The organism is Pseudomonas sp. Xaverov 259 (assembly GCF_019352915.1).
Classification (GTDB): Bacteria; Pseudomonadota; Gammaproteobacteria; order Pseudomonadales; family Pseudomonadaceae; genus Aquipseudomonas.
This window is the reverse complement of record NZ_JAAAFV010000031.1, coordinates 745,146-757,719: the sequence shown is the minus strand read 5'-3', so window position 1 is coordinate 757,719 and position 12,574 is coordinate 745,146. Positions and strand designations below refer to the sequence as shown.

The 12,574-nt window shown below is 59.7% G+C and carries 12 protein-coding genes; 6 read left to right on the top strand and 6 right to left on the bottom strand.

Translation table 11 applies throughout. The features are described from left to right. Positions 1 to 3,082: YadA family autotransporter adhesin (locus tag K0H48_RS30955; RefSeq protein ID WP_219267914.1), on the top strand; the 3,082-nt coding region annotated here is incomplete at its 5' end. Then, positions 3,063 to 4,031, top strand: a complete 969-nt coding sequence (locus tag K0H48_RS13875) for a hypothetical protein (protein ID WP_219267913.1) — start codon at positions 3,063 to 3,065, stop codon at positions 4,029 to 4,031. The genes K0H48_RS30955 and K0H48_RS13875, both read left to right, overlap by 20 nt. A 130-nt stretch (positions 4,032 to 4,161) precedes the next feature. Here K0H48_RS13875 and K0H48_RS13870 read toward each other — a convergent pair whose 3' ends face one another. Next, positions 4,162 to 4,260 carry a DUF2256 domain-containing protein gene (locus K0H48_RS13870; protein WP_219267912.1) on the bottom strand — a complete coding sequence of 33 codons (99 nt, stop codon included), beginning with the start codon at positions 4,258 to 4,260 and terminating at the stop codon, positions 4,162 to 4,164. Between the two features lie 252 nt (positions 4,261 to 4,512). Continuing rightward, positions 4,513 to 4,671 carry a hypothetical protein gene (locus K0H48_RS13865; protein ID WP_219267911.1) on the bottom strand — a complete coding sequence of 53 codons (159 nt, stop codon included), beginning with the start codon at positions 4,669 to 4,671 and terminating at the stop codon, positions 4,513 to 4,515. 45 nt (positions 4,672 to 4,716) lie between these two features. Between K0H48_RS13865 and K0H48_RS13860 the strand changes: the two genes are divergently transcribed. Continuing rightward, entirely contained in the window at positions 4,717 to 5,205 is a 489-nt protein-coding gene (locus tag K0H48_RS13860; protein ID WP_219267910.1) for a DUF4019 domain-containing protein, read from the top strand. Between the two features lie 77 nt (positions 5,206 to 5,282). Here K0H48_RS13860 and deoC read toward each other — a convergent pair whose 3' ends face one another. Continuing rightward, complete coding sequence (gene deoC / locus K0H48_RS13855) at positions 5,283 to 5,966, bottom strand: deoxyribose-phosphate aldolase (protein ID WP_219267909.1); 684 nt, start codon at positions 5,964 to 5,966, stop codon at positions 5,283 to 5,285. Positions 5,967 to 6,093: 127 nt separating this feature from the next. Between deoC and deoR the strand changes: the two genes are divergently transcribed. Beyond that, positions 6,094 to 6,852, top strand: coding sequence for a DNA-binding transcriptional repressor DeoR (deoR, locus tag K0H48_RS13850; RefSeq protein ID WP_219267908.1), 759 nt, complete (start codon positions 6,094 to 6,096; stop codon positions 6,850 to 6,852). Here deoR and K0H48_RS13845 read toward each other — a convergent pair. Genes K0H48_RS13845 through rbsK form a run of 3 tightly spaced genes read right to left on the bottom strand, consistent with a single transcriptional unit; the run spans position 6,849 to position 10,172 of the window. Further along, positions 6,849 to 7,895, bottom strand: a complete 1,047-nt coding sequence (locus tag K0H48_RS13845) for an aldose 1-epimerase family protein (protein WP_219267907.1) — start codon at positions 7,893 to 7,895, stop codon at positions 6,849 to 6,851. The genes deoR and K0H48_RS13845 overlap by 4 nt on opposite strands. Then, on the bottom strand, positions 7,892 to 9,223 hold the full coding sequence (gene fucP, locus K0H48_RS13840) for an L-fucose:H+ symporter permease (RefSeq protein WP_219267906.1): 1,332 nt from the start codon (positions 9,221 to 9,223) through the stop codon (positions 7,892 to 7,894). Before fucP ends, K0H48_RS13845 begins: the two co-directional genes overlap by 4 nt. A 28-nt stretch (positions 9,224 to 9,251) precedes the next feature. Next, on the bottom strand, positions 9,252 to 10,172 hold the full coding sequence (gene rbsK / locus K0H48_RS13835; protein WP_219267905.1) for a ribokinase: 921 nt from the start codon (positions 10,170 to 10,172) through the stop codon (positions 9,252 to 9,254). A 207-nt stretch (positions 10,173 to 10,379) separates the two neighbouring features. Here rbsK and K0H48_RS13830 point away from each other — a divergent pair, with 207 nt between their 5' ends. Beyond that, the gene (locus tag K0H48_RS13830) at positions 10,380 to 11,576 is read left to right on the top strand and encodes a multidrug effflux MFS transporter (protein WP_219267904.1); all 1,197 of its coding nucleotides are present in this window, start codon (positions 10,380 to 10,382) and stop codon (positions 11,574 to 11,576) included. A 95-nt stretch (positions 11,577 to 11,671) separates the two neighbouring features. Next, complete coding sequence (locus tag K0H48_RS13825) at positions 11,672 to 12,529, top strand: SDR family oxidoreductase (RefSeq protein WP_219267903.1); 858 nt, start codon at positions 11,672 to 11,674, stop codon at positions 12,527 to 12,529. The last annotated feature ends 45 nt before the right edge of the window (positions 12,530 to 12,574 follow it).

The following is a 12,574-nucleotide window of genomic DNA, read 5'->3' as shown; positions in this document are numbered from 1 at the left end:
CATCAGCGCGACTGGCAGCAACACCGGGCCTTTGGTGAGCAACAACGTGGGCGCGGCGCTGACTAATCTCGACACCAGCCTGACCAACACAGCCGCCGTGGCCGTGAAATACGACGATGCTGCGACCAAAACCCAGGTGACCTTCAATCCCGCAGGCACCGCAGTAAAGTTGACCAACGTTGCGGCCGGTGCCTTGAACGCCACTAGCACCGACGCAGTGAATGGCTCGCAGCTGTTCGCAACCAACCAAACCGTCGACAACCTCGTCAACAACGGAACGGGCATCAAGTATTTTCACAGCAACTCGACCCTCGCCGACAGCAGCGCCACCGGCAAGGACAGCTTGGCGTTGGGGCCGGCCGCCGTGTCCATCGGTGTCAACAGCATTGCCCTGGGAAATGGCGCCACGGCCGGTTTCGCCAACAGCGTTGCGTTGGGCTCGAGTTCATCCGCCACCGGTGCAACACTGGCTAACGCAGCTTATAGTGTGGGGGGCACTGCAACGGGTGGCGAAGTGAACGTCGCCAACGGCGCTATTGGCCGTCGCATTACCGGCCTGGCGGCAGGCAGCTCGGCCACAGATGCTGTTAACGTCAGCCAACTGAACATCGTCGGCCAGGACACCGCGACCGCATTGGGTGGCGGCGCCACGCTTGATGCGACTACGGGCGTATGGACCGCGCCAAGCTATTCCACCAACAGCATCAGCGCGACTGGCAGCAACACCGGGCCTTTGGTGAGCAACAACGTGGGCGCGGCGCTGACTAATCTCGATACCAGCCTGACCAACACAGCCGCCGTGGCCGTGAAATACGACGATGCAGCGACCAAAACCCAGGTGACCTTCAATCCCGCAGGCACCGCAGTAAAGTTGACCAACGTTGCGGCCGGTGCCTTGGACGCTACCAGCACTGACGCAGTGAATGGCTCGCAGCTGTTCGCAACCAACCAAACCGTCGACAACCTCGTCAACAACGGCGCCGGCATCAAGTATTTTCACAGCAACTCGACACTGGCCGACTCCCAAGCCAACGGTCTGGACAGCATCGCTATCGGGCCACAGTCCATTGCCGCAGGTGCCAATTCATTCGCGGCCGGTTCGGATGCCAATGCGACGGCTAATGGCGCCCTCGCGCTGGGACGTCTGAGCCAGGCTCAGGTCGCAGGCGGTATCGCACTGGGCGAAGGGTCGGTCGCCGACCGTGCCCTGGCACCCACCACCGGTTCTATCGCTGCCGGAAGCGGGACGATTATCTACGACACTTCGGATGCCACCTTGCTGGGATCGGTGTCGGTAGGCAAGGCCGGCAGCTACCGCCAGATCACCAACGTGGCGGATGCCACCGACGCTCATGACGCCGTGACCCTGCGTCAATTGACCGGGGCGATGGGCTCGCTGAGTTCTACCGGCACGCTGTATTTCCACGCCAACTCGACCAATCCGACTGACTCGCTCGCCAGCGGTAGCGAGTCGATCGCGGTCGGTCCAGGCACCGTGGTCAACGGTGACAACGGCATTGGTCTGGGCAATCAGGCGGCTGTCAGCCAAGCCGCCGCCGGTGGTATCGCCATTGGTCGCAATGCCCAAGTGTTGTTGGCGTCCGGTATCGCCCTGGGGAGCACCGCCCAGGCAGCAGCCGAACAATCGGTTGCACTGGGCGCCGGTGCCAATGCCAGCTACGCCATGAGCGTAGCGCTCGGTTCAAGCTCGCTGACCACGGTCGGTGCCGAAACAAACTACAGCGCCTATCGATTAGCAGCACCGCAAACGTCAGTCGGCGAGATCGGCATCGGTACGGCTTTGGGCAGTCGCAAGCTGACCGGGCTAGCGGCCGGCACGCAGGACACCGACGCGGTCAACGTGGCGCAACTGAAAGTGCTCGGCACACAGGTGGATCAGAACACCTCGGACATTACTAACCTCGACGGTCGGGTAGGGGGGCTTGAAACACTGATCGGGGCGGGTGGTGGCATCAAGTATCTGCACGTCAACTCGACCAGGGCTGACTCCGCTGCCACCGGTACCGACGCCATGGCGCTGGGGCCTCAGGCCCAGGCTTCGGGCAATGGCACGGTGGCGATGGGCAGCGGCGCCACAGTGTCTGCCAGTGGCAGCGTGGCGATCGGCAGCGACTCCAGCGATGCCGGTCGAGGTGCCGAAACCTACAGCGGCAAGTATTCGGGCGAGAACAACGTGACCTCGGGCACAGTTTCGGTGGGCAATGCAACCACTGGCGCCACCCGAACGATCAGCAACGTCGCCGACGGCAAGAACGCCAATGATGCGGTCAATGTGCGCCAGCTCGACGGTGCAGTGGCCGAAGCCAAGCAATACACCGACGATTCGATTGCCAATCTGAACGCCGAAGCGGGTCAGCAGGAGGGTCGCATCACCGCCGTCGAAGGAGATGTCAGCAACCTCAAAAACGGTACCGACGGCATGTTCCAGGTGAACAACAGCAGTGCGGCAACCAAGCCCAAAGCCACGGGTTCCGATGCGATCGCTGGTGGGGCAGGGGCGCAGGCGTCGGGCAACAACAGTGCGGCGGTCGGTACGCGGTCCCAGGCCACCGGGGAGAACTCAGTTGCTCTGGGCAACGGGGCCAAGGCATCGGCCAAGAACGCCACGGCACTGGGGACCAATTCGGTGGCGGACCGCGACAGCAGTGTCTCGGTCGGCAGTGCTGGCAATGAGCGGCAGCTCACCAACCTCGCAGCGGGTACAAGCGGTACGGATGCAGTGAACGTCGACCAGTTGAACCGAAGCGTGGAGGGCATCACCACGAATGCCAATGCCTACACCGATCAGCGCTACACGGAGTTGAAAAAAGACCTCAAGTATCAGGACGAAACTCTCAGTGCGGGTATCGCCGGAGCGATGGCCATGTCCAGCCTGCCGCAGTCTTACTCGCCGGGTTCCAGCATGACGACGGCTGCAGCGGCCACCTATCGCGGTCAATCGTCGCTGGCCTTCGGCGTATCGCACATGTCAGCCAACGGCCGCTGGGTGACCAAGTTACAGGGCAGTACCGACACTCAGCGCAATATCGGGATGGCAGTGGGTGTCGGTTATCAGTGGTGACCTGCTGGCAAGTATTGCGCAGCCTTCAATCCAACTTTTTCAGGCAAAAAACATGAATATAAAAACCATTTCCGTCGCCATCCTAATCATGTTGGCGACCTGGGCCGGTTACGAAAAAATCCTGGCAGACCGGCCTACGGATACCCCGCATACCTGGCTGCGTGTTCCGGCATTAGCTGTGATCCAAGACGCGATTTTGCAAATGCCGCCCAGATTAAACGAGGCGAACAAAGCCCAGATTATGCAGCAGCTCTGTGCGTTGGCCCGAGGCGAAGTGAAACAGGAACAGGTCAACGCCTTCCTCAAACAGCAGGGGATTGACGCACAGACTTTGCCTCGAAAGGGCAGCCCGTTTTCGTTGTTGATCAATGGTGATCAGTCGGGTCAAGCCACTGCCTGTGCGGCGTATTTAGCGACGAGCGTGCTGTCGACCGTCAACGTGGCCGAATTCATGCTCCCCGTCATTGCACCAGCCGCCAACGGTCAGCCAGAAAAATCGTCGTTGCAGATCGATAACGCATTGCTGACGTCGGCGCTGTCAATCAAGTTGGCCATAGCGCGGGCCAACGCCGATGTATTTGCCTTGATCGCCGTCGAGTTGCAGCACAGGCCGGGTCTAACGATTCCACAATACCGTGAACAGGCTGGGCAGCTGTTTGCGCGTCTGGCCCAGACTTATCTGCAACGCATCAAGGAACAACTGCCGCCTGCGAACACGCAGTACACGCTGCTGCAAATGGATGAAATCCGCTTCATGTTCAGTAGTTCTGTCGGCAGCGTTTTCGAGTTTGGCCGCAATGGGCTGATCCTCAGTCAGGGCGGTATCGTCTGGTATGGCAAGGGGAGGTTGATGGGGCAGGAATACCCGCTGCAGGTGGAGTACTTTCCAGCGGCCGTCGAACCATTGCTGACATCCCCCGCGTCGTCACTGTCCACTTCGATCCAGTGATCACGCGTAGACACGCATCAACATAAAGACATTCACCCACGAGATGGATTGGCCTGACACATGAACTCGCCGATGACACAGGGCGCGTGAAGTTTGAGTAAAAAAGGGCCTTTGACGGCCCTTTTTTTGCTCAGCTTTTGCTGCGCCGGCAACGCTCCGAGCAGTAACGCACTTGCTCCCAGCAGCGCGCCCATTTCTTCCTCCAAGTGAAGGGAAGACCGCAGGTCATATACCTACGGTCATCTGCACCCGCTGGGTCAATCAGTAGATCACTCCGAAAAGAAGTAGCCGGTGGTGCGCAGTTGGAAGCTGTAAACCCAGATCCCAAAGGCCAAAGCGTGTTCCTTAAAGATAGGGAGCGTGATCAGGTGGTTACAGACATGAACTATAGGATGCTGGTCACTGACTACACCATTGGCATATAGGTAATGGCGACATGCCTTTCGCAATCTGTCTGATATGCTATTTAACATAATATACATTATGCGTAATACCATGTTACGTAATCAGCAGCAGTACGCATCAGATTTTGAGTCAGCGTCTCCAGCCTTTTGATCTTCTCACTGACCGTTGCCTCCCGACGGCCACGTCGCCGCAACCTCATCGTTTTCATCCACCACATGGCAACGCCTTCACGCATGATCTTTACTCGTCCCAACGCCACCCGTGCTCAAGGAAGATCTGCATGAAACTCTATGCCGCCGTATTGCTCACCGCTGCGTTGCTTGGCGGCTGTGATGTCAGTTTCAACAAGCCGTCGCCGAAGGTAGTCGCCACTGATCCAGGAACGCCGCAACAGCAACAACAGGTATTCGACAGCGCCGTTGCGTTTCTGATGCTGCTGGATGCCGGCGAACCTGCGAAGACCTGGACCGCCGCGAGCCCGGTTATGCAGGCGAAAACCTCTGAGCTGGCGTGGGTTGCCGGGCTTAAAGCGCTGCGTCTCGGACTGGGTTCGTTGCAGGCACGCAAGCCCGAGACCATTGGCTTTATCGTTGACCTGCCCGATGCGCCTGCAGGACGCTACGCAGTGATCGAGTTTGCCTCGACGTTTGCCACCACCACCGTCAAAGAGAAAGTCATCTTTCGAGACGACGACACGCGCTGGGGCGTCGTAGGCTACTTCGTGCATAAGAGCGTCACGTTTAGCGGTGATGACAAGCAGGCGCCTTAGCCCTATTGCGAATCTTTTATTCAAATTTTATATAACTCAACTAAATGCCTATTTAGTTGAGTTATATAAACAGTGCTTCAATAATCACCCACCGCCGCCATTTCCCCACCCACAATCGCAACCCCCGAGCTACTGCCCAAACGCGTAGCCCCAGCCTCAATCATGTTCACCGCCGTCGCATAATCACGCACGCCGCCGGATGCCTTGACCCCAACCCCAGCGCCTACTGTCTTGCGCATCAAGGCCACGTCTTCAAGCGTGGCGCCACTGCGGCTGAACCCGGTGGACGTCTTGACGAATGCCACACCCAAATCCCGGCAGATTTCGCAGGCCTGGACCTTTTGTTCATCGCTGAGCAGACAGGTTTCCAGGATCACCTTCAACGGCACGGCGCCGCAGGCTTTATGCACCAAGGCGATGTCTTCGCGCACCGCCTCAAGCAATCCGTCCTTCAACCAACCGATGTTGAGCACCATGTCGATCTCCCCTGCCCCGGCGGCTATCGCCCGTTCGGCTTCAAAGGCCTTGGTGTCGCTCAGGCCGGCGCCCAGCGGGAAGCCCACCACCGCACAGATCACCACGCGATTGTCGGTCAGGCACGAGGCCGCGTAAGGCACCTGCCCGGAGTTCAGGCACACTGAATAGAAGCCGTGTGCCTGCGCTTCCTCGCACAAGGTGCGAATCTGTTCACGGGTGGCATCGGGGGCCAGCAAGGTGTGATCGATGTACTTGGCCAATGCTGCGGGTTGAAGCGTATTCATATAACGTGCCCTTGCCTGTATGTTGCCAATGGTGGTGTGCCGCGTGTTGCGGCGCTCACATTAAGCGTTACAATATTCACAATTAATGTTACTTAGTTAACACAAACAATCAAGCCCTGGAATGCCCGTGGACAGTAAAAAAGCCGAGCGACTCAAGCTTATCCAGCAAGCCCTGCAGGACCAGAGCGCCATTCACCTACGGGAAATGGCGGCGCTGCTGGACGTTTCCGAGATGACCCTGCGCCGCGACCTCAACCACTTCAGCGAGCATTTGCGCCTGCTGGGCGGCTATATCACGCGGGTCGGCAGTGAGGCCGGCGATTACCGGGTGGCCGACCAGGGCACGCGTCACGTCGAAGAAAAGCGCCGCATCGGCAAACTCGCCGCACGGCTGATACAGCCCGGCGACACGGTATTTTTCGACTGCGGCACCACCTCGCCGTTTGTCATTGATTTCATTCCCGACGAGCTGGAGTTCACCGCGGTGTGCAGCTCGTTGAACGTGTTGCTCAAGCTGCAGAACAAACCCAACTGCCATATCGTGCTGTGCGGCGGCACCTTTCACCGCAAGAACCAGGTGTTTGAGAGCAGCGCCGAAAGCAGCATTCTCGACAGCGTGCGCCTCACGTGGGCGTTTGTGACGGCGGCCGGCGTCAGTCAGGAATTTGGTGTGACCTGCTTCAACTTCAACGAAGTCGAGGTCAAGCAAAAGGTCCTGCGCCAAGCCCAGCAGCGTGTGTTGCTGGCGGACTTCAGCAAATTCGACACGGTGCGTACTGCGCACTTCGCCAGCCTTGCAGACTTCCACTACGTGGTCAGCGACAAGAAAATCCCCCAAGCCTACAAAGAAGCCCTCCAGGCCAGCGACGCGCAATTGCTGGTTTAACCCAATAACTTCTGGCGCTCGCGCGCATTCAAGTAGCCGGTGGTCACGCTGAACGAAGCGCTGGCCCCGGCCGCCAGTACACGCACGTGGCCTTTGGTTTTCTCGGCGTTATAGCCCTCGGGCTCACAGGTCGATGGCAGCACGAACGCCGCCACTTGCTGATCAGGTGAGTGCAGAATCCAGCGGGCGGCGTGCCCAAACTCCTTGGGGCGGTAGCGGGTGTAAAACGCTGCGCCATTCGGGTGATCCAGCAGAAAATGCGCATGGCCGCTGGCATCTGCGCCTACGTCGTCGAAGAAAAACACGATTTCCGGGTCGTACAACGCCGGCGTGTCGAGACACGCCAGCTGCGCCGGGTGCTCGGCCAGTTGCGCCATGTAGGCGCTCCAGTCCGGCGTGGGCTTGACGTGGTCCGGCACGCTGGTGCGCAGGCGCAAACGCTGCATCCCCAGTGGCTCGACAAACCGCGCGCCGGCCACATAGGCGTAGTTCATATGGGCCATGTACATCAGTTCCATAGGCTTGCCGGCCAGGTTGGTGACGTCCATGTCGATCTCGAACAGGGCCGAATCCGCGCGCAGTGTCACGCTCGGGGTGGCCCGGTAGCGATCGCCAAAGCCCTTGGCATATTGGTAAGTGCCGCCCAGGCTCACCACGCCCTCGCCTATTTCCAGCCAGGCCGTGTCCATGGGCGCGCAGGGCATTTCGCCGTGCAAGGCATGGGTGTCATCCGGCGCCGGGCAGCCGTTGCGCAGCAGGCCACTGTGAAACATGAAGCAGCCATAGGTGTCGATAATTGTCGGGCTGGGCCTTGGCTGCTCGAAGAGGTTGGTCATGGTCAGGTCGCAGCCATCGAACACCGCCGACCAGATTATCTGCCCTTGATAAGGCAGTACCACCAGGCGTCCTCGGCTGTTCTCCAGGCTCATGGCCAACACGCCGGACGGGTAAACCCAGGCGCAGACCTTGAAGTCCTCGGACTGCAGCAAGACCTTTTCCTGCTCACTGAACAGCGCAGGATACAGCGGGATACGCGCGTTCATGAGGCCACCACCGCAGCCGCGCCCGAAGGCAATTTGTCTGACTGGCGCATGCACTTGAGCGCGTACATCACGATCACGATAAAGCACAGCAACGGCACGCTGTAGGCCAACTGCATGTTGCCACCGCTGGCATCGGAAAGCAGGCCCTGGAAGATCGGGATCACCCCGCCACCAACAATACTCATCACCAGCAGTGAACCGCCGACGCCGGTGTCTTCACCCAGGCCATCGATGGTCAGGCCGTAGATCGTCGGCCAGCACGGGCCAAGGAAAATGCTCACGCCGACTGCGGCATACACCGCGGAAATGTTCGGCACCAGGATGGTGTACGCCAGCAGCACAATGCACAGCACACCGTAAATCGCCAAAACCCGGGCCGTGTGCAGGCGGCGCATCAGCAGGTTGGCGATCAGCTTGCCGACAAAGTAAGCGGCAAACGTGGTCAGCAAAAACCACGAAGCACTGCGCTCATTCATGCCGCCCATTTGCATGGCCAGGCGAATGGTGAAACTCCACACGCCGACCTGCGCGCCCACATACAGAAACTGCGCCAGAACACCAAAGGTAAAACGCGGGTTGCGCCACAGTCGGCCCAGGCTTTGGCGCAGGCTGCCGGAAGCGTTGTCGACGGGCTTGTTACCCTTGCAGGCCGGGAACCGCGTAATGGCGATCAGGATAAACATCAGCACCAGTACGGCGATCATCCACTTATAGGGCAGCAAGGTGGACTGGATCATCTGCAACTGCTGCACCGCCGCCTCAGAGGCGCTCATCTGCGTCAGTTGCTCGGTGGTGGCATCGGTGTCCTTGAACATCACGAAGCTGCCCACGTACACCCCGGCCATGGCGCCGAACGGGTGAAAGGTTTGCGAGATGTTCAAGCGCCGCGTCCCGGTTTCCCGTGGGCCCATCAGAGTTGAATAGGTGTTGCACGCGGTTTCCAGGAACGACAAACCAGCGGCAATCACAAACAGGGCCAACAGGAACATGCCGTACTTAGCGGTGGACGCAGCGGGGAAGAACAGCAGACAGCCGAGCATGTACAGCAACAGGCCGATCAGAATCGTGCTTTTGTAGCTCAAACGGCGCACCACCATCGCGGCCGGAATCGCTACGAAAAAGTAACCCAGGTAAAACGCCGACTGCACAAAGGCGGTCTGGAAATCGCTGAGCAGGAAGGCTTTCTTGAAGTGCGCGATCAGCACGTCGTTCATGCTCGCCGCTGCCGCCCACAACGCAAAAATGCTGCACAGCAGGATAAAGGCGAACCAGGGCGTGCGGTTCAGATAGAAGCCATCGGGTGTCTGTTGCAGCGCAGGTTTGTTCATTATTGTTCTCCGGGCTGGGTTGAGGGTCTTACCGCTGTTGCTGGAAACGGGCGAATGCTTCGGCGTCGGGATAGGAGGTCTGCGTACCCAGCGCTGTGACCGAACAGGCGGAATACGCCACCGCCTGCTCCATGGCTTGGCGAATAGCGCCGTCGCGGCTCCAGTGCTGGATGAAACAACCGATAAACGCATCGCCGGCGCCGGTGGTGTCGCGGGCCACCACCCGTTGGCCGGGCACCTGGAACTCGCCCTCCTCGCCCACGTACAGCGCGCCGTGCTCGCCGAGGGTGACGATCACGTGGCGAATGCCGCTGGCGACCAGCGTGTGTGCGGCGCTGCGGGCCGAATCCGGCGAGTCCACAACCCGGCCTGTGATCAGCGCCAGCTCGGATTCGTTGGGAATCAGGAAGTCCAACTGCGCCAGGTGCTCGGCGCTCAAGTCAGCCAGGGCCGGTGCCGGGTTGAGCAGCACCGCGATGCCATGGCGGCGGCCGAATTCGATGGCGTAGTAGACCGTGTCCAGGTTGATCTCCAGTTGCAGCACGATCAGCGAGCATTCACGCAGGTCGGCGGCCGCCGCCTCGATGTCCGCCGGCAACAAATGCGCATTGGCGCCTTTGACAATCAAAATGCTGTTATGGGAATCGGCGCGCACAAAAATCGGCGCTACGCCGCTGGAGACGCCCGGCACCCGCTGCACATAACGGGTGTCGATGCCAAAACGCTGGAAGTTGGCCAGGGTGTTGTCGGCAAACATGTCGTCACCCACCTTGCTCAACATCAGCACATCCGCGCCAAGCTTGGCCGCTGCGACCGCCTGGTTGGCGCCTTTGCCACCACACCCGAGGGCAAAGCCCGGTGCTTCCAGGGTTTCGCCCTGTTCCGGCATGCGGTCGATGTAGGTAATCAAATCCACCATATTGCTGCCGATGACTGCGATCTTGCCCATTGCTATCTCACCTTGTTGCGGCACGACCAGGCAGGTCGTAGCGCTCTTGTTTTGGTATTTAAATAACATTAAGTGTGATTATTCAATCTTTATTTTGTGAAGATCAGCCAAGCCACATGAAAATGTAGCGTCTGTGTAAGCACCACCTTGTGTGCCCAAGGGCAGCTCACTAAGCTGGCCGATCTTTTGCTGTGACCCGGAACCCCCATGTCTCGAAGTATTGCCCACCTGGCCTTGTTGCTCGGGTTGATCACCGCCATTGGCCCATTCGCCATCGACAGCTATCTGCCTGCGCTGCCGACCCTGGGGGCCAGCCTGCAGGCGTCGCCGGCGGCCGTGCAGATGAGCCTCACGGTGTTCTTCATGATCATTGGTGTGTGCCAGTTGTTTTACGGGCCGATCAGCGATGTGTACGGGCGCAAGCCGCCGATTTACGCGGGTCTGGCGATTTTCGCGGTGGCCAGCGTCGGTTGTGCGCTGGCACCGACGATTGAAGTGCTGATTGGTTTTCGTGCCCTGCAAGCCTTTGGCGCATGCGCGGGCATGGTCATTCCACGCGCAGTGGTGCGCGACCTGTACACCGGCCACGAAGCGGCGCGCCTGATGGCCTTGCTGATGCTGGTGATGAGTGTTTCACCGATCCTCGCACCCCTGGCCGGCAGCGTGGTGATTTCACTCTGGAGCTGGCGTGAAGTGTTCGTGGTGCTGGCGGTGGTTGCCGTGTTGTGCCTGGTAATGACCATTGTGCAGTTGCCCGAAACCCACCCCGCCGAACGCCGCCTGGGCAAGACCCTGGGCAGTGCGATCGGCAGCTACGGCGCATTGCTGCGCGACCCGGTATTCACCGGCCTGTCGGTAGTGTGCGGGTTTGGCTTGGCGACGTTCTTTGTGTTTATCGGCAGCGCGCCGTTCGTGTACATCGAGTATTTCGGCCTGACGCCTACGCAATTCAGCCTGTGTTTTGCAGTCAACGCCGCGTCGTTCTTCGCCATGAGCCAACTGACCGCACGCCTGAGCGCGCGTTTTGGCCTGGCGCCACTGATTCGCTGGTCGGTGATCGGCGTGGCGGTGGTCATGAGCGCGCTGGCCGTCACCACCTTGTGGAGTGACAACCTCGCCTTGATGATGGCGTTGCTGTTTATCGGCTTCGGTTTTCTTGGCCTGCTGTTGCCGGCCGCTGGGGTGTTGTCCATGGAAGATCATGGGGCAGTCGCGGGTTCTGCCTCGGCGCTGCTCGGTGCTATCCAGATGATCACGGCGGCCGTGTCCATGACGTTGGTTGGCGTGTTTGCCGACCATACGCCTGCGCCGATGTTGGTCGGTATTGCGCTGTGTGCGGTGGCGGCGATGCTGGTGACCTTGTGGACCCTGCGCCGTTTGCCGGCTCACCTGGCGCGTGGCTGACGCCATTCGTCGGGGCCATCGCCGATCCGTTACAACTATCGCCGGCGGCAAAACAACTAACTCCATAGCACCTTTGACGTTCTATGGAGTTAGACATGACCGACTACCCTCGCCCGCCCTTCGCGCCTCAAGCCCAGTCCGTGCCAGGCACCCAGAAGAAAATGGACCCGTACCCCGACTGCGGTGAGAAGAGCTACAAAGGTTCCGGCCGGTTGGCCAACAAGATCGCCCTGATCACCGGTGCCGACAGCGGCATTGGCCGCGCGGTAGCCATCGCTTTTGCCCGTGAAGGTGCGGACGTGGCCATCGCGTATCTGGATGAGCATGAAGACGCCCAGGAAACCGCGCGCTGGGTCGAAGAGGCCGGCCGTCAATGCCTTTTGTTGCCGGGCGATATCGCGCAAAAAGCCACCTGCCAGGCGCTGGTGGACAAGACCGTCGAGCAGTTTGGCCGCATCGACGTGCTGGTCAACAACGCCGCGTTCCAGATGACCCACGAAACCCTCGAAGAAATCGAGGATGAAGAATGGGTCAAGACCTTTGATATCAACATCACCGCGATGTTTCGCATCTGCAAGGCGGCCCTGCCGCATATGAAAGCCGGCAGCTCGATCATCAACACCAGTTCGGTCAATTCGGATATGCCCAAGCCAACCCTGCTGGCCTACGCCGCCACCAAAGGTGCGATCGCCAACTTCACCGGTGGCCTGGCGCAGTTGCTGGGTGACAAAGGCATTCGCGTTAACAGTGTGGCGCCAGGGCCGATCTGGACGCCGCTGATTGTAGCGACCATGCCCGACGAGGATGTGCAGAGCTTTGGCAGCGAAACGCCGCTCGGGCGCCCCGGCCAGCCTGTGGAGGTAGCACCGATCTATGTGCTGCTGGCCTCGGACGAAGCCAGCTACATTTCCGGTTCACGTTACGCGGTCACCGGCGGCAAACCCATTCTCTAACTCGTTGAGGTAACGGTGCTATTGTGGCGAGCAGGCTTGCCCTGC

Excerpts from the sequence above, each read along its gene's own strand:
- K0H48_RS13830 (WP_219267904.1), top strand. The coding sequence starts at position 10,380 with ATGTCTCGAAGTATTGCCCACCTGGCCTTGTTGCTCGGGTTGATCACC.
- K0H48_RS13845 (WP_219267907.1), bottom strand. The coding sequence starts at position 7,895 with ATGAACGCGCGTATCCCGCTGTATCCTGCGCTGTTCAGTGAGCAGGAA.
- rbsK (WP_219267905.1), bottom strand. The coding sequence starts at position 10,172 with ATGGGCAAGATCGCAGTCATCGGCAGCAATATGGTGGATTTGATTACC.
- K0H48_RS13825 (WP_219267903.1), top strand. The coding sequence starts at position 11,672 with ATGACCGACTACCCTCGCCCGCCCTTCGCGCCTCAAGCCCAGTCCGTG.
- K0H48_RS13870 (WP_219267912.1), bottom strand. The coding sequence starts at position 4,260 with ATGACCTGCGGTCTTCCCTTCACTTGGAGGAAGAAATGGGCGCGCTGC.
- deoC (WP_219267909.1), bottom strand. The coding sequence starts at position 5,966 with ATGAATACGCTTCAACCCGCAGCATTGGCCAAGTACATCGATCACACC.
- K0H48_RS13865 (WP_219267911.1), bottom strand. The coding sequence starts at position 4,671 with ATGCGTGAAGGCGTTGCCATGTGGTGGATGAAAACGATGAGGTTGCGG.
- fucP (WP_219267906.1), bottom strand. The coding sequence starts at position 9,223 with ATGAACAAACCTGCGCTGCAACAGACACCCGATGGCTTCTATCTGAAC.
- K0H48_RS13860 (WP_219267910.1), top strand. The coding sequence starts at position 4,717 with ATGAAACTCTATGCCGCCGTATTGCTCACCGCTGCGTTGCTTGGCGGC.